Below are 20,894 nucleotides of genomic sequence, written 5' to 3' on the forward strand. Positions count from 1 at the left end.
CACCCGGGCGGGTGGGGAGCCGCTTCATGTCGCGCGCTGTGCTCAGACGTCGTACTCAGCCGTTGTGCTCAGACGTCGTGCCCAGCCGTTGTGCTCAGCCGTTGTTGAGCACCAGGTCACGGAAGACGTCCGCCGACACGGCCAGGCCGCTGCCGAAGGGCGCGTCCAGATCCCAGATCAGGAACAGCAGGAAGGCGATCAGCGCGCTGAACAGCCCGGCCAGCAGCAGTTCCCTGGCCGAATGCCGGATCTGTAGGGTGAAGATCAGCCCGACCGTCACCAGCGCGCCGGTGATCAGGCCGAACCACACGATGCCGGGCATCGTCGCCCCCGCGTTCTGGCCGCGCGAGGCACGGGCCTCATCGGCGGCCGCGACCTCGTCCACCACCGGCTGGTACGCCTGCGCGGCGAGGTCGCTCTTCGGGTCGAACTGTGTGACGTCGGTGCGTACCTGGTCGAGCAGCGCGGTGCCCTTCGGCGACAGATCGCCGTGGTCCCGCATGTACGGCCATTCCTTGTCGGCCACGTAGGCCGCGTATGTGTCGACGTCCGCGCGGATCTTGTCGCGGACGTCCGCCGGGTACACCTGCACCCGGGACTTCACCTCGTGCAGCGCCTGGGCCTCGGCGAGCGTGTCCGCCTGCGCGCCGCCCAGGCCCTCCCAGACGCCGGCGATCGCCAGACCGAGCACGATCGCGTAGACCACGCCGATCATCATGACCATGTACTCGATGACATCCGGTGTTTCCGACGGGTCGTCGTCCTCGGCGATCTTGCGCTGCCTCAGCACGACGACGCCGAGCACCACCGCGCACACCGCGACCATGGCGATGACCAGTGCGAGCCATTGCGACATACCGAACTCCCCCTTGTGTGTCAGTTGTTCCTGCGGTAGCTGCCCGAGCCCGGCCGCAGCACCGCTACGGCGAGCAGGGCGGGCACGGTGGTGAGCAGCATCGTGCTCGTGAGCGGCCTCGACCTGTGCGGGACCGTGGGGCCGGCCGTGGGCGGCCGCTTGGGCCAGTGCACGGCGGCGGGCGCCGGCGGCGGCGCGGGCCGCGCGCTCGGAGCGGGTGTGGTGGGGACAGGGGTGGGCGCCGCCGTGGGTACGGGTGCCGGCCGGGGGGCCGGGGGCGGCGGCGGTGCGGGGGCCGCCGGTGCGATCACGGGCGGCGGTGTGGTGGTCGGCGCGGGCGTGGGCTTCGGCGGTGTGGGTGTGGGGGTCGGGGTGGGCGTAGGAGTAGGGGTCGGGGTGGGTGTCGGGGTCGGGGTCGGGGTGGGCGTAGGAGTAGGGGTGGGCGTGGGTGTGGGTGTGGGCGTCGGGCACGGGTGCGGGTGATGCCAGATCCAGGACCAGCCCCAGGACCAGACCCACCGTCCGCAGTGGTCTCCGTCGCCGTACCACCACTGGTCCCCGTGCCCGGGTCCGTGTCCCGGGCCGTTCCCGGGTCCATGTCCCGGGCCATGTCCGGGGCCGTGTCCCGGGCCGTGCCCAGGTCTGTGTCCGGGGCCGGTGATGGGCGCGGGCGCGGACCAGGCGGGCCCGCCGGCCGTACGACCGGGGTGTGGGGACAGGGCGGGCGTCGGGGTGAACGGCCGGGACGGGGAAGGGGACAAGGACGGGGACCCGGACGGCGATGGGGACGGAGGCGCGGCCGGGGCCAGGGACGGGGTCGAGGACGGGGACGGCGATGGGGCCGGGGACGGGGGCGAAGACAGGGACGGGGACGGCGACGGGACTGGGGTCGGTGGCGGGTCCACGGACGGTGGCGGGGTCGTGGCCGCCGTGCAGTGGTGGCGTGGGCAGGGTGGATGTCTGGGCGAGGCCGAGGCCGGGGGGCCGAGGCCCCAGCAGAGTGTCGCCGTCGCCGTGACGAACAGAACGGACAGCGCCGCCCGTAAACGGGCGCGCTTCCCCCATGGAGTGCTCATCCGCTCATCGTCAGGATGCCGCGCGGGACCCGCCCGGGCCCGTCGTCACGTTCCCCCGAAGGGGTCATTCGTATGTCAAACCATCGACTTCTTGTGCGATTAATACCCCGAGCAGCCCCGGCGCCGGACGACCGGACAAAGCGGTACGGGCCCGGAAAACGCGGCGGCCCGTCGCCGGGAGGGCGACGGGCCGGTCGTGGGCGTGGACGGTTTCGAACCGCCGACATCCGCCTTGTAAGGGCGGCGCTCTACCACTGAGCTACACGCCCCAGAGGTTGCGACGTCACAGATTACCCTGCCGCGGCCCCGCGCCCGCAACCGCCTCGAAAGCGACCGGGCCGTGTGTTCCGAGCGGCCGGGTGGGAGGATGGACCGAACGGTGTTTGACGGCTGGGACGGGGAGAGTCACTTGACGACGGCACGCTCGTGGTGGCGGCGCGGCGACAATCTGCGTGCGGAGGCCCAGGCGGCGAAGGACGCGGCCGCACAGGCGTTCTACGAGCTGGACACGGCCCAGCGCGAGCTGGAGATCGCGATAGAGACGATCTCCGCCGTGGACGACACCGCCGAGGCCCGCCGCGCGCTGGCCGGTTTCCGGGCCCTGGGCGAGCGGATCGACCAGGTCAGCGGGGCGTACATCGCGACCGTGGACGCGCACGACCTGGACCGGGACGAGCTGGACGCCGGGGCGGCCGGCCGCGCCCGTACCGAGCTGACCAAGGCCAAGGACGAGCTGGAGAAGGCCAGGGCGGAGCTCGACCGTTTCTCGTCGAGCCTGGGCCCGCTGCTGGGCAAGGCCGAGACACAGCTCGCCCGGCTGGCGCCCGCGCGGGAGCAGGCCAAGCAGACGCTGCTCGCGGCGAGCAACGCGCTGGACGCCGTCCGCGCGGCCGGGCTGCGGGCCGACGACCTGGCGGCCCGGCTGGCCGCCCTCGGGCCCGAGCTGACCAAGCTGAACGAGGGCGCGAGCAAGCACGGCGTGCAGGAGACCGTCCAGCGCGCCGACGACCTGCGGCGCCGCGCGGAGGCGATACGCGCCGAGGCCGAGCGGCTGCCCGACCAGGCGCGGGAGATCGACAAGCGGCTGGTGTCGCTGCGTACCCGGGTCCAGGCCCTGGGCACCCGGGCCGAAGGGGTGCAGCCGGTGCTCAGCGAGCTGCGCCGGCGGTTCTCGTTGGCCTGCTGGCAGGATCTCCAGCCGGTGCCGGAGCAGGCCGCCAAGGCCGTACGGCAGGCGGAGGACGCGCTGGCCGAGGCGCGCAAGGCCAGGGCCGAGCAGCGGTGGGCGGACGCGACGGCCCGGCTGGCGACCGTGCGCGTGCTGATGGACGACGTGGACGGCGCCGTGAGCGCGGCCGGTGACCGGCTGCGGCGGCTGAACGAGGTCAGCAAGGACCCGAAGGCCGAGGTCGAGAAGACCCGGTTCGTGATCCGGGACGCGCAGCGGCTGGCGATGCAGGGGCGTGCGACACCGGAGCCGCGGCACGCCCGCCCGCTGGACGAGGCGGTGGCCCGGCTGGACCGCGCGCTGGCCGCGCTGGAGGGGCGGCACCCGGACTACTGGGCGTTCCTCACCGAGACCGCGGCCGTGCGGGACACCGCGAACCGGGTCGTGTCCAACATCCGTGAGGACCGCGCGGCGGGGCGCTGAGGCCCGGCCGCTTCCGGTCACGTCCTCAGCTGCAGCAACCGCCGCCGCAGCATCCGCCGCCTCCGCCGCCCGCGGGGGCGGGGGCCGCCGCGGAGGAGGCGCCGCCGCCCACCGAGACGGTCGAGAGCAGCTTCACGGTGTCTGCGTGGCCCTTGGGGCATGGCGCCGGGGCGCCGGACTGGGACATCGGGCGGCGCAGCTCGAAGGTCGTGCCGCACGCCTTGCAGCGGTACTCGTAACGGGGCATGGCCCCAGCGTAGCGGTGCCGCCCGCCCACAGCCCGCGAACCCCTCGCGTCCACCACCGCCCGCCGTCGACCCCCTCGGCCGGGCCACGTCGACGCGGGCCCGACAGCCACCCCGTCGGCACGGGAATCAGCGGATCGCCGCACAACAACCCGCACCGGCCCCGCCACCCCGGGCAGGCCGCCCTCAAGGCTGCCGGGCCCGGCCCGCACCGGAGACCGACCGCCTCGGCCGGGCCACTTGGGCGCAGGGCCGGGCGGACCCGGCCAGGCTCACCACTTCGGCGCGGGGACCGACGGGCCCGGTACTCCTCCTGGCCCTCGGCGTCGCCGGTCACCCTGCGGCCCTTCGCCAGCAGGGTGACCGGCGGGTCGGCCACCCGTACCGGCCCCGTCACCCCGGACGGACCGCCCTCAAGGCGACCCGGCCGCCCGGCGGCCGGTCCGAGCCCGGACCGGAGACCGACCGGTTCGGCCGGGCCACTTCGGCGCGGGGGCCGACGGGCCCGGTACTCCTGGCGCTCGGCATCCTCGGCCTGCGGCCCTTCGCCAGCAGGTGACCGGCGGGTCGGCCGCACGACAACCCGTACTGGCCACGTCACCCCGGGCAGGCCGCCCGCAATGCAGAGGCGCCGGGCGCGGGCCGCGGCGCTGCTTCCGCGCCGGAGGCGGTCAGCGCTTCCGCGACGGAGGCGGTCAGCGCTTTCTGGCCAGGGTGAGGCCGTCGGCGACGGTGAGGAGCACGTCGTCCACCCGCTCGTCGGCCCGCACCCGCTCGTTGAACGCGCGGATCGCGGGCGCGTCACCGGTCGCCGCCGGGTCGGTGACCTCGCCGTGGAAGAGGGTGTTGTCCACGACCAGCAGCCCGCCGGGGCGCAGCCGCGGCACCAGCTCCTCCCAGTAGTCGACGTACGACCCCTTGTCCGCGTCGAGGAAGACCAGGTCGATCCACTCGCCGTCGGGCAGCGCCCGCAGCGTCTCGATCGCGGGGGCGATCCGCAGGTCGATCAGGTCGGCCACCCCCGCCTTCGCCCACGCCTCACGGCCGACGGCGGTCCACTCCTCGGAGATGTCACAGGCGATGATCCTGCCGTCGGCGGGCAGCGCCTGGGCCATGGACAGGGTGGAGTAACCGGTGAACGTACCGACCTCCACGATCTGCCGGGCCCCGGTCAGCCGGACCAGGAAGGCCAGCAGCGGCCCCTGCTCCTCGGCGGTCTGGAGCCCGGCCACGTCCGCGAGCCGATGGTGGGTGGTCTCGACCAGTTCGCGCTGTACGGGGTCCAGCGGCGGGTTGTGCGCGAGGACGTATGCGTACAGCTCGGGCGTGAGCTGGGGGTTCTTGCTCTCGGACAAGGACTTCTCCCGGGGTGGAGACGTAGGGTGACGAGGTGCTCGTCGACGACGCGGTGGCCTTGGCGCCCAGCATTCCAGGCCGGAGGGCCCTGCTGGGGCTGGTGGGCGCGCCCGCCGCGGGCAAGTCGACGCTCGCCCGGCGGCTGGTCGCCGGGGTCAACGACCGGCTCGGCCCGGACACCGCCGCCTATGTGCCGATGGACGGCTTCCACCTGTCCAACGCGCAGTTGGACCGGCTGGAGCTGCGCGGCCGCAAGGGCGCGCCGGAGACCTTCGACGTGGACGGCTATGTCCAGCTCCTGCGGCGGCTGCGCGCCGAACGGCAACGCCCGGTCTACGCGCCCGACTTCGACCGGCAGCTGGACGAACCGGTCGCGGCCGGCCTGGTCGTCCCGCCGGACGCCCGGCTGGTGGTGACCGAGGGCAACTACCTGGCCGACGACGGCCCCGGCTGGGTGGACGTCCGCGATCTGCTGGACGAGCTGTGGTACGTCGACGCGCCGCGCCGGCTGCGGGAGCGGCGGCTGCTGCGCCGGCATGTGCGCGGCGGCCGTACGGAGAGCGAGGCGCTGGCCTTCATCGCGGCGAGCGAGCGGCCCAACGCCCGCCGGATAGAGGGCGGCCGGGAGCACTGCACCCGCGTCGTCGTCCCGGGCCGCCAGGCGTGACACCGGCCTGCCGCCGGTTCGTCCTCGATCGCCGGTCGCGCTGAAAATCAGCCCGTCCGGCGATCGAGGACACCGTGCGGCCGGCCGGCTGCGCGACCCGGCGAACGCCCCCGCTCAGGCGGTCGTCGCCCGGACCAGCATGCGCCGCAGTATCTCCTCGCCCGCCGCGACGCCCGCCGTGCCCAGCGCGCTGACGTGCGGCGCGGTCCAGCCGGTGTCGGCGAGTTCGCCGTGGCCGGGCGTCCAGCCCGCGTCCGCGGCCATCAGCAGGTCGGCGTCGAGCAGCGAGTCGCCCGCGGCCAGCACCTGCTGGACGCCGGTACGGCGGACCACCTCGGCCAGCGCGGCGCTCTTGCGCAGCGGCTTGGGCACGGCGTAGATCTTGCGGCCCTGGAGCGAGACCGTCCAGCCGCGCTCGTCGGCCCACACCGCGAGTTCCTTGACCCACCCGGCCGGCAGCCGTTCCCGGTCCACGACCAGGTAGGTGAACAGCTCCTCGGCGACGCGCTCCTTGCGCAGCCACGCGGGGTCGGCGGTGGCCGCCAGGTGCGCGCGGACCTCGGCCAGCGGCGCGCAGCCGTCGTCGAGACGGCGGCGCATCTCGGCGTTCCAGTCGTGGTCGGTACGGCCGTCGACCAGCAGATGCCCGCCGTTGGCGCAGATCGCGTACCGCGGCTGGCGGCACGGCAGGCTGATCCGGCGGTACTGCTTGCGGGTGCGGGTGGTGACGGGCACGAACCGTACGGTGTCGGCGAGTTCGACCAGCAGCCGGCTCGCGTTCTCGGTCATGAAGGAGAGCGGCTTGGCCTCGTGGACCTCGACGCACAGCAGCCGGGGGGCGCGCTCGTCGGTCATGGTCAGCGCGAGGGCGGCGCTGGAGTAGATCAGCGTGCGGTCCAGGTCGCTGGCCACGAGGGTACGGGCGTGCAGCCCCAACGGGTCGGTCTCGCGGGTCACTTGGCGCTCACCGCCCGGCCGTCCACACCGGTCGCGCCACGGGTGTAGCGGGGGTGGATCAGTCCGACGCAGGAGTACGGCAGGCCGTCGACCTCCACGACCGGCACCCCGCGCTGGGCGGCCAGCAGGCGTACGTGGTCCAGGTCGGCGCCCGCACCGCGCTGGGCGAGGACCTTCCACGGGACACGGCGCAGCAGCACCCGGGTGGTCTCGCCGACACCGGGCTTGACGAGATTCACGTCATTGATGCCGTACTCCTCACTGATCCGCTCGACGGCCGCCCAGCCCTCCCAGGTCGGCCGACGGTCCTGCGACCGCAGCGACTTGACGTCCTCGGCGACCCCGCCCGCGACCGTGTCGAAGGCGGCGCACACCGTGTCGAGGAACAGCGCGGAGACATCGGCGCCGGCCAGGTCGCGGTAGAACTTCGCGCCGTGGAAGTCGTCCGGGCCGATCAGCCCGGCGCGCAGCACTGTACGCGAAATCAGCCCGGAGACCGTGGAGTTGAGGCAAGCAGAGGGGATCAGGAAGTCGTCGCGGGTGCCGTAGGTCGACACACAGCCGCCGGGGTCGGCGAGCACCGCGATGTCCGGGTTGAACCGGCCGTCGGCCACCTCCCTTACGGCGGCGGCGAGTTCGCGGGTGATGGCGCCCTTGCCGGTCCAGCCGTCCACGAACACGGCGTCGGCCGGGTCGTGGTGGGCGGCGAGCCAGCGCAGCGCGTTGTGGTCGATGCCGCGGCCGCGCACGATGGAGACGGCGTAGTGCGGCAGGTCGAGGCCGTGCGCGTAGCGGGCCCAGCGGCGCATCAGCACACCGACGGGGGTGCCGGCCCTGGCCAGCGAGACCAGCACGGCGTCGGGGCCGCGCTCTTCGAGTACGAGTTCGGTGACGGCCCCGACCGCGCGGGCGATCCGCCCGGCGGAGGTGGCCAGCGCCGCCCGGAACAGCTCCTGGTACTCCTCGCTCGGCTGGTACTCCACGGGCAGCGACTCGGCGTAGTGCGCGCCGCCGCTCTGGATGGCCTCCTCGCGCTCCTCGGTCGGGGCCTCCAACTCCACGTCGGAGATGTCCTTGAGCAGCCAGCCGACGTCCTCGGCGGCGTAGGAGGAGAAGTCCGGGCCGCGCAGGGGTTCGGGCAGCCGGCCGGCCGCCGGGGGCGCTGTGTCGCTCATGGTGCGGGTGTTCCCCTCGGGTCGGTACGACGGCACGACGGCGAGCACCACCGTGTCCGTGTGCGCGGCGAGCCGCGTGAGCAGCCCGTCCGCGCCGTGCAGGGCGTCGGTGTCGCCCGCCGAGTCCACGACGCACACGACGGCGTCGAAGCCGCCGCCGGCCACGTTGTACGCGTAGCGCTCGCGCGAGCCGTCGTCGGTCGGCGCGTCGTGGGCGGCGAAGACGAGCCGGGTACGGATCGCGTACCCGGGGTCGTCCACGGCCAGGACGGGCGAGCGGGTGGTGGTGGAGTAGCGCACCTCGGCGTCCGGGAGCGCGGTCCGCAGCGCCCGGGCCAGGCGCAGGGGCGCGTACATCAGCTCCTCGTTGCCGAGGACGAGCACCCGGCGGGCGCCGGGCGGCAGCGCGGCGGCGAGCCGTCCGCCCATCGCGGGCAGCGCGGCCTCCAGCCGGGCCCGGTGCTCGGGCCAGAAGCCGTGCCGTCCGCCGTCAGGGACTCCCGCGGGCCACTCCAGGTCGACCCGCTCGGCCTTCCCGGCCCGGGTGTTCGCGGGGGTGTCCGCGGCGGGCGGGGTGTGGGCCGCGACCAGGGCCTGGCCGCGTTCCAGCACGCCGTCCGGCAGCGACACCGTGCCGGTGGCCAGCGCGATCACGTCGATACGGGCGCCGAGGTCCGCCGCGAAGGCGGTGAGCCGGTCGCGGTCGGCCGGCCCGCGCACATCGGTGAGGGAGACCACCACATAGCGCCCGCGCGGGGAGCGTCCGTGCAGGTCGCGGATGGTGTTGAGGATCGTGCGGCCGGTGGAGAACTCGTCGTCGACCAGGACCAGCGGCCCCCCGCCCGCCAGCAGCGCGGGGTCCTCCGGCAGCAGCAGATGGCCGGTGGCGTGGCTGTGCTCCTCCTCGAAGCCGCCGCGGGGGGTGACCCCGGGGACCTCGCGGCGGGTCGAGTGGAGGTAGGGCGCCGCGCCCACGCCGTCGGCCACCGCGTGCCCGAGCCCGGTCGCGGTCTCGGCGTAGCCGACGACGACCGCCCGGGCCGCCTCCTCGGGGCCGAGCAGGTCACGCACCCGCTCGCCGAGCGCGTACGCGTGCCCGTAGACGGTCTCCGGGTCCTGGGGGACGTGCTTGCCCAGGACGTGGGAGACGAGCAGATGCGCCCGCTTGGGGTTGCGCCGCAGGGCGAGGCCGAGCAGGCCGTGCAGGCCCTCGCCGTGCAGGGCGATGCCGAGCCGGTCGGCGACCCACTGGCCGGACCAGGGCGCGTTCGTTGCCATACGGGTGGGGTGTCCGTTCTTCCGGGGTCGGAGTCGGGGGCGGGGGCGGGAGCTCGGAGCGGGCGGAAAACAGGCGGGGTGCTGGTCGGGTGCTGGTCGGGGTCAGGACTGCGGCACGATCGCGGAGAGCAGTTCCACGAAGCTGATCTCCTCGCGGGCGACCCCGAAGACCTCGGCGCGGCGCAGGGTGCGCTCGGCCCAGGCGCGGTGCGGCTTCACCTCGTTCATCTTGTTGGTGTACGCCGACCGCAGGACGCCCCCGCCGCTGCGGTCCTCGTGCAGGATGTCGGCGGCGTCGCAGAACTCCTCGTGCGTGACGACGCTGAGCGCGTTGACCACCGGGACATGGCTGGGGTGGATGCAGGTCTTGCCCTGGAGGCCGTTGGCGCGGTCGAGTTCGATCTCGCGCAGCAGGCCGTCCATGTCGTGCTCGATGAGGGTGTCGCGCAGATCCTCGGCGGTGCCGGTGAAGGGGCTGCGCCGCAGCTGCGGTTTGAACATGCGCTCGTGGTGCCGGAAGTACTCCCAGACCGGCCCGGTCACGGTGAAGCCGCTGCCGTCCGCACGGCCGAGCACATTGACCACGTCGGCGATGACGGAGGCGACGATCTGCACGTCGTACGCGGTCATCGCGGGGGCCCGGCGCAGCCCGTAGGAGGAGCAGAAGTCGGTGACGCCGAGCCGCAGCGCGAGGACCCGGTCGCGGTACTTGTCGACCGTGCGCGAGATGCCGTACAGCGTCTCGACCCGGCTTTCGAGGTGGAGCAGTTCCGGGGATTCCAGGACGGGCATGGCGAACAGCCGGTGCCCCGAGACGGCCTCGGCGCGGCTGAGCGCTTCGAGGAAGGGGACCCCGCTCTCCTCGGTGAATTTCGGCAGTACGAATCCGGACAGCAGCCGTACGGTGTCGCCGAGCCGGGCCACGAGATCGGTGATCTGGTCGGCGGTGCGGACCCTGATGAAGATCAGCGGGAGCGCGGCGGCGACGTCCGGCCGGGCGGCGAGATCGGCGAACTGCCGGACGACATTGGCCTCACCTGCGACGACGTCCCGGTCGTCGATGGAGTCCTCCAGGCAGAGAACCATGGACACCACACCACGGGCGGCTTGCTTGAGCACATCGTCGGCGAGGTTCGGGCGGGTGGCGGGGCTGTAGAGCGTGGCGCCGAGCGCGACCGCGAGCGTATGCGCAGCTGAATCAGCGGTGAACTGTTGTGGCTCACGGTGGAAGAGTTCACCTCTGAGGTCAGCGGTGAGGTGACCGAAGTGTCGCATACCCCCCCTTTCAGGGTGACGATCCAGGAGACATCTGGCCGATTATCGTACGTGCGGGACCCTGACGGAGGTTCCCTCCGCGTGTGAAAAACAGGTAACCGGTGCAGGTCCACCGTATGGCCGACAAGTCGGACCGTTCCGGCGGACGGAGCAGCGGCCATTCGGCCTCGGCGGCCGGATCCGTGCGGTGTGCGCGCGGCGCCGCGTACGGTGTGCGGGTCCGCGCCGAACGGGCCGGTGCACGGCGTTGTGGGCCGGACCGCGATACGGGCAGGATGGCCGCTATGACGCACGTGATGGTGAAGGGTTCGAACATCCCCCTGGACGCCTCGGGCATCCGGGCGGTGCTGCGCTGGAGCCCGCGGCCCGGCGCCCCGGACGTGGACGCCTCCGTGCTGCTGCTCGGACCCGACGGGCGGGTCCGCTCCGACGCCGACTTCGTGTTCTACAACGCGCCGCGCCATCCCTCGGGGCTGGCCCGCCATCTGCCCAAGAAGCGGGTGCCGGACGGGCTGACCGACACGGTCGAGGTGGATCTTTCCGCGCTCGACCCCGGTGTGGACCGGGTGGTGCTGGCCGCCTCCTGCGACGGCGGGCCCTTCCGCCAGGTCGAGGGCCTGTCGCTGGTGCTCTACGACACCGCCGGGCCGCAGCACGCCGCGCCGGTCGTCTCCTTCGACGTCGTCCCCGACACCGGGCACGAGACCGCGCTGATCTGCGGTGAGCTGTACCGCAAGGGCGCGGGGTGGAAGTTCCGCGCGCTCGGGCAGGGGTACGCGTCCGGGCTGGTCGGGCTGGCCACGGAGTTCGGGATCGCGGTGGACGACGGTGAGCCGGAGGCCGCGCCGGCCACTTCCCCGGCGCCGCCCGCGCCGCCCGCCTCGGGGCCGGTCACCGCCGAGCCCGAGCCGACCAGCGCGTACGGCTACCCGCTCGGGCCCCCCGCGCCCGGCCACGTGCCGCAGCAGCCCGCGTACGGCTACCCCCAGCCGGCGCCGGCGCCGATTCATCAGCAGCCGCAGCGCAGCTTCCCCGCCTACGGCTACCCCCAGCCGGTCGGCGCGGCGGCCGCGACATCCGCCCCCGGCGACAGCACCTCGGGCTTCACCCTCCCCCCACAGGGCCCCCAATTCCAACCCACCCCCTGACCACCACCCCCAACGTAAGAACGCGCCCGCGCCCGGCACGCGCCCGCACCAATCGCGCGACGGCACGGCCCACGCGGAGCCCTGCCACCCGCCCACGCGGGCGGACTCGCCGCAGGGAGAGCGCGCCGCGCGCGCAGGCGTGACGAACCCGCGCGGGGGTGACCGCCGGGCGCCGGCCGCGGGAGCGGGGGGCGTCAGGGGTGGATGACTGCCTGGAAGGCGAATGTGCCGTCGGGCTCCAGGTGGACCAGGGCCATCGGCTTGTCCTGGGGATTGCCGTCCGAGCCCAGCTCGATCGGGCCGGTGACGCCCGCCACCGTGGTCCCGCTCACCAGCGCGTTCAGCGTGCTGCCGGTGTTCACGACCGCCGAGCCGTCGCCCGCCGCGTTGCGGATCGCCACGCCGAGCGTCCACACCGCGTCGTGCCCGAGGATGCCCTGACCGTCCTGGAACTCCGCGTCGCCCGCGTCCTCGCCCCCGCCGAAGTGCTGCTGGTACAGGTCGCGGAAGCCCGGATACGGGTCATGGCCGTCCGGATAGACCTTCCCCGGCAGCTCGGGGTGGCCGAGCCCGGTGTACAGCGCGTTCACCCCGCTGTTCTTCCAGTTGGTCACGAACCGCTCACGCGCGGCCTTGTCCTCGTCCCCCGCCGAGTAGACCCCCATCCCGTCGTCCCCGGTCACCACCGTGGTCTCGGACCGCCGCTCGGGCACCGCCATCGCCGTGATGAAGTTGCGCAGGTCTATCCCCCGGCCGGCGAAGAACACCGCGTCCGGCTTGATGTCGTACACCTGGTCGGCCACCGCGGAGAAGGCGTTGCTGACGCCGTCGGCGCCCGACACGTACTCCCGGTCGCCGCGGATCACCGTGAGGTGCTGGGCGGCCGCGGACCGTTCGAAGTCCTTGTACAGCGAGGTGTTGTAGATGTCGTCCTCGGCGCGGTCGCGGACCACCAGCACCTGGTAGCCGGGGTGCGCCGTCTGCTGCTGCCTGAGGTAGCGCACGGCCGCGCTCGCCTGGTCGGAGTTGGGCGCCGAGACGCGGAAGAAGCCCACCTGGGCCGCCGAGGCCAGATTGTCCGCGGTCACCGTCGCGCCCATCATCGGCACCTTGGCCGCGCGCAGCGCGTTCACCGCGTCCAGCGTCCCGCCCCGGCTCTGCCCGAAGCCGGCCACCGCGACCAGCGGATGCTCGCCCTTCGTCATCGCGATCAGCCGGTCGGTCAGCGGCTTCCACTGCTCCGAGCGCAGCCCGATGTTCGCCACCAGCAGCCGGATCTGCGGGGTGTCGCCGTGCCCGCCCAACTGCGCGTCGTTGAGCTGCAACTGCGCCAGATACGCGCCCTCCAGCTCCTCCCGCACGCCGTACTTGACGGCCTCCTGGGTGAGGTCGGTGGTGATCGGCTCGACATAGGCGACGTCGACCCACTTCTTGCCCGACTTCTCGACCGCCTGGTTCTCGGCGTGGATCTTGCCCATGACGGTCGCGAGCGACGGCTCGAAAACGTAGGAGCCGTCGCTCACACCGATGCACTCGTCGAGCGCCCCGGCCCGGTGCCGCCCGCTCCCGCACGGGTCGTCCGCGCCGAACAGCTTCACCCCGCCGAACACCGCGCCCGCGACGACCACCAGCGCCAGCGCGATCCACGGCCAGCGCCTGCGCGGCGGGCGCGGCACCTGGAAGGCGGGCAGGGCCTCGTCCGTTCCGTCGGTCACCAGGGCTTCCTTTCGTACAGCGTGGCCTTGGCCTTGAACACGTCGCGGTCCGGCTCGGCCCGGGTCAGCCGCCGCAGCGTGCGGAACTCGTCGGCGATGTAGGAGTACAGCTCCGCGTACGGGTCGCCGAGCGGGTCCTCGTAGGAGTCGGCGTACGGATCGGCCCGCGGGTGCGTGGTGATCCACCCGGCGGCCAGCAGCCGGGTGATCGCCTGGCGGGCCTCGTCGCCCGACGGGGTGCCGACCAGCCGCATGTAGCGCTCGCGCGCGGCCTCCGGGCGGTCGCCGGGCCTGCGGGCCGGGGCGCGCTGGATACGGGAGAGGTCGTCGCACCAGCGCTCGGCGGGCACGGTGTGGAACCGCCCGTGCAGGAAATCCACCGCCGCGTCCAGGCGCCCGAGCGCGAGGTCGTGGTAGGTGGCGGTTCGGCCCTCGTCCTCGTCGGCGGCCGCGTCCCGCAGCGCGGTGTGGGCGCCGTCCCAGGAGCCGGGCCCGTCCGCGCCGCCGCGCGCGTCGAGCCTGCGCAGCAGCAGGAACCGTACGGCCGGGTGGTAGACGACCTTCCCGCCGTCCTCGAACCTGCGCAGCAGCGCGGGCGGCACACTGCGCCACAGCCGCGCCGCGGCCTCGGCCTGGCCCTGGGTACGGGCGGCGGCGGCCCGCGGCAGCACCGTACGCAGTCCGGCGTCGCTGTCGGCCAGCAGCAGGTCGAGCAGGGCGTCGGCGACCGTAGTGGGTCGGCCCTCCCGCTCGGCGGCCGGCGCGTCCGAGGCTGCGGGCAGCGCGGGCCAGCGCTGCATCCGCTCGTCCCACGGCGTCCCGGCCGGGAAACGGGTCAGCGTGTCCAGTACGGCCCCGGTGGCGGCGGGCTGCCCGCGGGTCGCGGTGTGCACGTTCCAGCCCAGCCAGTACGAGGAGTTGTCCGCGTCGGGCCGCAGGGCGCCGTCGGGTAACCCGGCGAGCACGAGCTTGGCGTGGCCCTCGACCTCGGCGCGGCTGAGGTCCCGCAGCAGGCCGACGCGCAGCCGTCCCACGGAGACCGGGGTGAACCGGCCCTCGTCCTCGGCCCAGCTCGCGGTGTAGTCCGCCGGGGCGGTCAGCCGCCGCTCCTCGCGGACCAGCGCCTCGGGCGGGCGGCGGGCGGCCGTCAGGACGAGCAGCGGATCGGTACGGCCGGGCCGGCCCGGCACTCCGCTGCGGGCGTCGAGCAGCAGCTGCAGGAAGGATTCGCCCAGCGCGCAGTCGACGTTGTCGAGCAGCACCAGGCAGTGCGTCGTACGGCGGCCGTGGCCGGCCCGGTGCTCGTAGTCGGCCCGCAGGTCGGCGAGGAACGCTTCGAACAGCAGGCGTTCGGCCTCCTGGCGCTGCTCGGGGTAGGTGTGGAAGAGGCGGTTGACGCCCACGAGGAAGTCGGCGCCCGCACGGGGTCCGCCGACGTCCCGGGAGGCGCGGGCGACCCGGCGGTTGATCCTGATCCTGGCCTGGATGCGCTGGGTGCCGCGGATGAGCGGGACGATCTGGGTGGCCCAGCCGGGGAGCAGCCCTCCGGTGACGGCCGCGGCGTCGTCGAGCAGGGGTTGCAGCGACTCGTACGAGTATTCCTGGCGGCCCAGGCCGTGCAGCAGGGCCTGCATCTGGGCGACGGCGGCGGCGCGGTCACGGGTGTTGACGGCGGCGGCCGCGGCGAGCAGCAGCACGTTGAAGGAGGGGAAGCCCAGTGGGGGGACGTCGTCCTTGCGGGCCCGTAACTGGAAAGCGAGATCGGCGAGGACGTCGAAGAGGGTCTTGTCGTCCTTCTCCATGGCCGTCAGGTCGAGCGCGGCCAGGGGGGCGGCGCGGCCCCAGTGCTCCAGGTGACGCAGCAGCGAGGTCTTGCCGCTGCCGCGGCCGCCGAGCAGCAGTAGGGCGGGCAGCGATACGACCGGACCCGGCTGCCGGATCAGGTGCGGGTCCGCGTACGTCCTGATCGCTTGGTCCCGTATGGACCGCCCAGGCCAGTCCGGCAAGTCGTCCCCCCGTGGGCCGCTCAGTAAGCACTCAACGGATCAGTGGTTACCAAGAGTGCATCAATTCCCTTGCGTCGCAAGCGAATTGGGTCAACCGGTGCGATCCCGTCACCGCCCCGGCGCTGACGGCCCCACTCCCCGCACCCCACGCCGCGTCTGCCCCGGCCCCCGGCCGACGGACCCCGCCTCCGGCGGGGGGGCGGATACGACGGCGACCGCCGAAGCCACGCCTACGGCGGGTAGGCCGGGCGCGGCGGCCCCGGCACGGGGCGGGTGGGGCGCGGCGGCAGGACACGCCGGGCGCCCCGCCACACGGGAGTCGGCGCTGCCCGCCCGACGGGAGAACACCCCCGGCGGGGGGTGCGGCGGCCGCCGCCGGAGCCACGCCTGCGGCGAGCGGACCGGGCCCGGCGGGCGGCTGCCTGCGGCACGCCGATGGAGGCCGAACCGGGGGCGGGCGGCGCCCGGCCCATCAACGCCGGGCGGTGGCGGAACGCACGGCCGGTCCTCCGGCGGCCGCCGGACAGCGTCCGGCAGGTACCCCAGGGCCCCGCCATCGCGGGGGCGGTGGGCCGGGCCCCGGCGGGATGCGCCTCCGGGGCTGGGCAGCACGCGGCGGCTGCCAGCCGGTGAATCTCGGCGACCGCCGAAGCCACGCCTGCGGCGGGTAATCCGGCTCCGCCGGCATGGCGGCGGGAACCGGCGCACCGGCCGGAGGGAGTCCCCTGGCGGGGCAGCGCGCCGGACTTCCCGGTGGGCGGCGGATCGGGGGGCGGGCCGACGGGAGGTCAGACCTTGGATTTGTAGCCGCGGCCCCATTGGAGGCCCCAGCCGTAGAGGCGGTCCAGTTCGGCCTGGAAGCCGTAGACGTATTTGACCTCGCGCCGCACGATCAGCTCGCCCTTGCGGTTCTCGATCAGCACCACCGCGCACGACCTCGCCTGCGGCTCCCGCTCGGTGAGCGGGATCTCGATCCGCGGGCCCGAGCCGGGGAAGATCTCCACCTTCGCGTGCGTGCGGTCGAACGCCGGCGTGCCGTCGTAGATGTAGACGAAGACCAGCAGCCGCTTGAACTCGTCGCGCTTGTCGAAGTTGATGTACAGCGTCTCGCCCGACGTGCCGCCGAACCGGTCGTCGCCGCTCATCTGGACATAGGGCGGCGAGTCCAGGTCGCCGTGGAGCTTGCCCAGCGGCTGCACAACACCCTTGGAGCCGTCGGCCAGTTCGTACATGCACGCCAGGTCGAGGTCGACATTGACCATGGCGGGCCCGGCCGCCTGCACCACCCGCGGCTTGAACACGTCCAACTGGCGGCTGAAGAAGCCGCCACGCTCGGCCGTCCACCCACCCGTGTCCGACGTCCGCATCTGCCAGGACAGATTGACCCGCATGTTGCCGACCGCGGCACCCTGCTTGGTCAGCGAGATCTCCGGCCGCCGCTTGGTGAGTTCCACGATGTGGGTGTTGGCCACGTCGAACCGCTGGGCGCCGCTGGGCCGCAGGAACTTCCACCAGGACATGTGCTCGTCACCCTCCCCTTGTTGTCGCCGTCCACCGGACGGACACCACCTCGCGCCCGACACGACGCTGCCCCCGCCGGACGGCGAGGGCAGCGCTGAAGCGGGTGACCGGGTCAGACCCGGGTCACGGCCTCCGACGTGTCGTCCGACTCCTTCGATCCTTCCCCGTCCCGGCGGTTGCGTACCACCGAGGACCAGTACGAAGCAGCGATCAGAACAACACCGACCAGGCCCGTGATGATCTCACTGACGTCGTACTTGATGGTGACCAGCAGAATGACGGCCAGCGCGCCGATCGCGTAGTGGGCGCCGTGCTCCAGGTAGACGTAGTCGTCCAGCGTGCCCTTGCGGACCAGGAAGACGGTCAGCGACCTGATGTACATCGCGCCGATGCCCAGACCCAGCGCGATCTCGAAGATGTCGTTGCTGATCGCGAAGGCGCCGACCACACCGTCGAAGGAGAAGGACGCGTCGATCACTTCCAGGTACAGGAACATGAAGAACGCGGCCTTGCCCGCGAGCCCGGCGACCTGACCCTTGCTCGGACCGCTCTTCTTCTCGACGGCCGCACCCTCGCCGCCGGCCTCGTCACCGTCGGCCCCATCGGCCTCGTCATCGTCTTCGAGCCGCTCCTCGAAGAACCCCGAGACGCCGCCGACGACGAGATACGTGATCAGACCGCCGACGCCCGCGAGCAGCACGGTCTCGGCCTTGTCGATATGGCCGCCGCCGTGCAGCGGCACCCCCGTGGCCACCGTGGTGGCGGCGATGACCAGGACGACCATCGCGACCACCACGGAAAGCGTGTCCAGCTTGCCGAGCTTGGCCAGCGGCTTCTCCAGCCAGGACAGCCAGGTGATCTCCCGCTCCTCGAAGATGAAGTCGAGGAAGATCATCAGCAGGAACATGCCACCGAAGGCGGCGATCGCCGGGTGGGCCCCGGTGACCAGCGACTCGTAACGGTCGTGGTCGTTGATCGCGACCTTGACCGCCTCGTACGGGCTGAGCTTCGCGGTGACCGCCACGATGATGATCGGGAAGACCAGCCGCATACCGAAGACGGCGATGAGCACGCCCACGGTGAGGAACATCTTCTGCCAGAACGCGTTCATCTTGCGCAGAATGCCGGCGTTGATCACGGCGTTGTCGAAGGAGAGCGAGATCTCAAGGATGGACAGGATCGCGACGATCGCGAGTCCCTTTCCCCCCCAGAGGACGCCGGCCAGGGCCAGGCCCGCGGCGGTGACGCCGAACGACCAGCCGAATGTTCTGAGGAGCACGTGCTACCCACCCAATCCCTTGTGACGCCCTTTTTACGACCACGGGGGCTTCCGCGCGGTACGCGACTTTACGAAACGTTGACCCCGAAGTCCAGCGCGATGCCCCGCAGCCCGGAGGCGTACCCCTGCCCCACCGCCCGGAATTTCCATTCGCCGCCGTAGCGGTAGAGCTCACCGAAGATCATCGCCGTCTCGGTCGAGGCGTCCTCGGTCAGGTCGTAACGGGCCAGCTCGGCGTCGTCCGCCTGGTTGACCACCCGGATATAGGCCCCGCTGACCTGGCCGAAGGTCTGCGCACGGGAATCGGCCTCGTAGATCGAGACCGGAAAGACGATCTTGTCGACCCGCTCCGGGACGGCCGCGAGGTCGACCAGGATCGTTTCGTCGTCACCACCGGTGCCACCGACCAGTTCGTCACCGGTGTGCTCGACGGAGCCCTCCGGGCTCTTGAGATTGTTGTAGAAGACGAAGTACTCGTCCCCCAGCACCCGGCCGTTCGCGCACAGCAGCGCGCTGGCGTCCAGGTCGAAGTCGGCTCCGGTGGTCGAACGGGCACTCCAGCCCAGGCCGATCTGCACCTTGGTGAGATTCGGCGCGGCCTTGGAGAGGGAGACATTGCCTCCCTTGGCGAGCGTGACACCCATTGTGGTTCTTTCCTCCCCGCGGTTGGTGGACGGTCGTACGGGTCAGACGTTGACGCCGAAGTCCTGCGCGATGCCGCGCAGCCCGGAGGCGTACCCCTGCCCGATGGCCCGGAACTTCCACTCCGCGCCGTGCCGGTAGAGCTCGCCGAAGACCATCGCGGTCTCGGTGGAGGCGTCCTCGGTCAGGTCGTAGCGGGCCAGCTCGCGCTGGTCGGCCGCGTTGAGCACGCGGATGTACGCGTTGCGCACCTGGCCGAAGCTCTGCTGGCGGGACTCGGCCTCGTAGATCGAGACCGGGAAGACGATCTTGGCGACGTCGGCCGGCACCCCGGCCAGATTGACGTTGATCACCTCGTCGTCGCCGTCGCCCGAACCGGTGAGGTTGTCGCCGGTGTGCTCGACCGAGCCGTCCGGGCTCTTGAGGTTGTTGAAGAACACGAAGTGCTGGTCGGACAGCACCTTGCCCTGGTCGTTGGTGAGCAGCGCGCTCGCGTCCAGGTCGAAGTCGCTGCCCGTGGTCGTACGCGCGTCCCATCCCAGGCCGACGACGACCGCCGTGAGATTGGGTGCCTCCTTGGTCAGCGAGACATTGCCACCCTTGCTGAGACTGACTCCCACGAGTCCTCCGTCCGTTTCCCACTCGTTGTGGTGTGTATGTGCCGTGCGTACTGTCTGTACAGGGCGCTCCGGATGTATACCGGCTGTACCGGATCAACGTTCAGAGCTTAGTGAGGGGTTCCCCCCGGCTACAGGGCTTGGAGCGCCTTTGCGTACTCACGGAGGTCACGGGCGTCCGGCAGACCGTTGACGACGGTCCAGCGGACCGTGCCCTCCTTGTCGATGACGAAGGTGCCGCGCAGGGCGCAGCCCTTGTCCTCGGCGAAGACTCCGTAGGCCCGTGAGGCGGTTCCGTGCGGCCAGAAGTCGGAGAGCAGCGGGAAGTCCAGCTCCTCGGCGTCGGAGAAGACCCGCAGGGCGTGCATGGAGTCGCAGGAGACCGCGAGCAGCTGCACGTCGTCGTTCTGGAAGGCAGGCAACTCGGCCTGGACCGCGCGCAGTTCACCGGTGCACACACTGGTGAAGGCGAACGGGAAGAAGAGCAGCACGACATGCTTGCGGTGCCGGGAGTCCGCAAGCCGCACGGTCCTGCCGTGCTGGTCGTACAGCTGGAAGTCGGGGGCGGGCTCGCCCGCGTCGATCGGCATGCGCGGCTCCATACGCTGGACGGTCCCGCCATTGCGGCCGCACGCCGCCGGCCACCGGCCGGTGGCCGGCTGAGCGCGCGGTTCCTCCCCCAGAGCGCAGCCCTGGGGGAGAAACCGGGCGACAAGCCACGACGGCGGCGCGGGCGGGCCGAGGGCCGCAACCCACTACGGCGGCACCGTACCGCGTTACCGCTTGCCGTATCCCGCTACCGCTTGCCGGCCTTCGCCGCCTTCGGCGTGACCAGCCGGCTGCCCGTCCAATCCTTCGCGGCGTTGACGCTGCTGGTCTGGGCCAGTCCGGCGGTCTGGGCCGCCTCGCCGATCTCGCTGGGCTCGACATGGCCGTCACGCCCGGTCTTCGGGGTCATGAGCCAGATGGGGGCGCCGGGGTCGACCGTCGACGTCGCGTCGACGAGTGCGTCGGTGAGGTCGCCGTCGTCCTCGCGGAACCACAGCAGGACGGCGTCGGGCACGTCGTCGTACTCCTCATCGGCGAGCTCTTCGCCCGTGAGCTCCTCGATACCCTCGCGGAGCTCCTGGTCGCAATCCTCGTCGTACCCGAGCTCCTGGACCACCTGTCCGGGCTCGAAACCAAGCCGGCTCGCCGGGTTGGTCCGCTCCTCCGCGTGGTCCGCGGTCGCGCTCACGCTTTGCCTCCTGTCATGGGGACTTTCTGTCCTGGTGTCTGAGTCTGTATGTGCCCGCGACAGTGCGGGTTATTGGCGGTAGTCCACACGGGCGCGGCGGATCGCGCAAGTACCCGGCGTACGAGAGGGTCGAAACAGTGACGATTCGACCGTCTTCCCCGCAACCCGTACCCCCCATGGTGACGCAGATCAC

The 20,894-nt window shown here is 72.4% G+C and carries 17 protein-coding genes and 1 tRNA gene; 3 read left to right on the top strand and 15 right to left on the bottom strand.

The window, feature by feature from the left end; translation table 11 throughout:
• Positions 1 to 94: 94 nt before the first annotated feature.
• Entirely contained in the window at positions 95 to 856 is a 762-nt protein-coding gene (locus tag OHA30_RS09340; protein WP_328917794.1) for a bestrophin-like domain, read from the bottom strand.
• A 1,273-nt stretch (positions 857 to 2,129) separates the two neighbouring features.
• Positions 2,130 to 2,201 (bottom strand) — tRNA-Val (locus OHA30_RS09345).
• Positions 2,202 to 2,341: 140 nt separating this feature from the next.
• Between OHA30_RS09345 and OHA30_RS09350 the strand changes: the two genes are divergently transcribed.
• The gene (locus OHA30_RS09350) at positions 2,342 to 3,583 is read left to right on the top strand and encodes a hypothetical protein (protein WP_328913347.1); all 1,242 of its coding nucleotides are present in this window, start codon (positions 2,342 to 2,344) and stop codon (positions 3,581 to 3,583) included.
• A gap of 25 nt (positions 3,584 to 3,608) precedes the next feature.
• Here OHA30_RS09350 and OHA30_RS09355 read toward each other — a convergent pair whose 3' ends face one another.
• Both OHA30_RS09355 and OHA30_RS09360 read right to left on the bottom strand, forming a co-directional pair.
• Positions 3,609 to 3,830, bottom strand: a complete 222-nt coding sequence (locus tag OHA30_RS09355) for an FmdB family zinc ribbon protein (protein WP_328913348.1) — start codon at positions 3,828 to 3,830, stop codon at positions 3,609 to 3,611.
• Between the two features lie 693 nt (positions 3,831 to 4,523).
• On the bottom strand, positions 4,524 to 5,183 hold the full coding sequence (locus OHA30_RS09360) for an O-methyltransferase (RefSeq protein ID WP_328913349.1): 660 nt from the start codon (positions 5,181 to 5,183) through the stop codon (positions 4,524 to 4,526).
• A 35-nt stretch (positions 5,184 to 5,218) separates the two neighbouring features.
• Here OHA30_RS09360 and OHA30_RS09365 point away from each other — a divergent pair, with 35 nt between their 5' ends.
• Entirely contained in the window at positions 5,219 to 5,851 is a 633-nt protein-coding gene (locus OHA30_RS09365) for a nucleoside/nucleotide kinase family protein (protein WP_328913350.1), read from the top strand.
• Positions 5,852 to 5,965: 114 nt separating this feature from the next.
• Here the strand turns inward: OHA30_RS09365 and OHA30_RS09370 are convergent, their stop codons facing one another.
• From OHA30_RS09370 to OHA30_RS09380, 3 genes are all read right to left on the bottom strand, one after another.
• The gene (locus tag OHA30_RS09370; RefSeq protein WP_405786127.1) at positions 5,966 to 6,787 is read right to left on the bottom strand and encodes an HAD family hydrolase; all 822 of its coding nucleotides are present in this window, start codon (positions 6,785 to 6,787) and stop codon (positions 5,966 to 5,968) included.
• A gap of 17 nt (positions 6,788 to 6,804) precedes the next feature.
• A complete protein-coding gene (locus tag OHA30_RS09375) occupies positions 6,805 to 9,261 on the bottom strand; it encodes a phosphoribosyltransferase (protein WP_328913352.1) in 2,457 nt (818 codons plus the stop codon).
• A 102-nt stretch (positions 9,262 to 9,363) separates the two neighbouring features.
• The gene (locus OHA30_RS09380) at positions 9,364 to 10,536 is read right to left on the bottom strand and encodes an HpcH/HpaI aldolase/citrate lyase family protein (protein ID WP_328913353.1); all 1,173 of its coding nucleotides are present in this window, start codon (positions 10,534 to 10,536) and stop codon (positions 9,364 to 9,366) included.
• A gap of 284 nt (positions 10,537 to 10,820) precedes the next feature.
• Here OHA30_RS09380 and OHA30_RS09385 point away from each other — a divergent pair, with 284 nt between their 5' ends.
• Positions 10,821 to 11,684, top strand: coding sequence for a TerD family protein (locus OHA30_RS09385; RefSeq protein ID WP_328913354.1), 864 nt, complete (start codon positions 10,821 to 10,823; stop codon positions 11,682 to 11,684).
• A 194-nt stretch (positions 11,685 to 11,878) separates the two neighbouring features.
• Here OHA30_RS09385 and OHA30_RS09390 read toward each other — a convergent pair whose 3' ends face one another.
• The 8 genes from OHA30_RS09390 to OHA30_RS09425 all read right to left on the bottom strand — a co-directional run bounded on the left by OHA30_RS09390 (position 11,879) and on the right by OHA30_RS09425 (position 20,701).
• On the bottom strand, positions 11,879 to 13,399 hold the full coding sequence (locus OHA30_RS09390) for an ABC transporter substrate-binding protein (protein ID WP_328913355.1): 1,521 nt from the start codon (positions 13,397 to 13,399) through the stop codon (positions 11,879 to 11,881).
• A complete protein-coding gene (locus OHA30_RS09395) occupies positions 13,396 to 15,405 on the bottom strand; it encodes an ATP-binding protein (protein WP_328913356.1) in 2,010 nt (669 codons plus the stop codon). The genes OHA30_RS09390 and OHA30_RS09395 overlap by 4 nt, the downstream gene beginning before the upstream one ends.
• Positions 15,406 to 16,193: 788 nt before the next feature.
• Entirely contained in the window at positions 16,194 to 16,925 is a 732-nt protein-coding gene (locus OHA30_RS09400; protein ID WP_328913357.1) for a TerD family protein, read from the bottom strand.
• Positions 16,926 to 17,038: 113 nt separating this feature from the next.
• The gene (locus tag OHA30_RS09405) at positions 17,039 to 18,205 is read right to left on the bottom strand and encodes a DUF475 domain-containing protein (RefSeq protein WP_328913358.1); all 1,167 of its coding nucleotides are present in this window, start codon (positions 18,203 to 18,205) and stop codon (positions 17,039 to 17,041) included.
• A gap of 68 nt (positions 18,206 to 18,273) precedes the next feature.
• Positions 18,274 to 18,849 carry a TerD family protein gene (locus tag OHA30_RS09410; RefSeq protein ID WP_328913359.1) on the bottom strand — a complete coding sequence of 192 codons (576 nt, stop codon included), beginning with the start codon at positions 18,847 to 18,849 and terminating at the stop codon, positions 18,274 to 18,276.
• Positions 18,850 to 18,891: 42 nt separating this feature from the next.
• On the bottom strand, positions 18,892 to 19,467 hold the full coding sequence (locus OHA30_RS09415; RefSeq protein WP_328913360.1) for a TerD family protein: 576 nt from the start codon (positions 19,465 to 19,467) through the stop codon (positions 18,892 to 18,894).
• A gap of 128 nt (positions 19,468 to 19,595) precedes the next feature.
• Positions 19,596 to 20,054: a peroxiredoxin gene (locus OHA30_RS09420; RefSeq protein ID WP_328913361.1), complete on the bottom strand. Its 459-nt coding sequence runs from the start codon at positions 20,052 to 20,054 to the stop codon at positions 19,596 to 19,598.
• Positions 20,055 to 20,260: 206 nt separating this feature from the next.
• Positions 20,261 to 20,701 (bottom strand): DUF3052 domain-containing protein, encoded by a 441-nt coding sequence (locus OHA30_RS09425; RefSeq protein WP_328913362.1) that lies wholly within the window; start codon positions 20,699 to 20,701, stop codon positions 20,261 to 20,263.
• Between the last annotated feature and the right edge of the window lie 193 nt (positions 20,702 to 20,894).

This window comes from Streptomyces sp. NBC_00223 (genome assembly GCF_036199905.1).
In the GTDB taxonomy this organism is placed as follows: Bacteria; Actinomycetota; Actinomycetes; order Streptomycetales; family Streptomycetaceae; genus Actinacidiphila.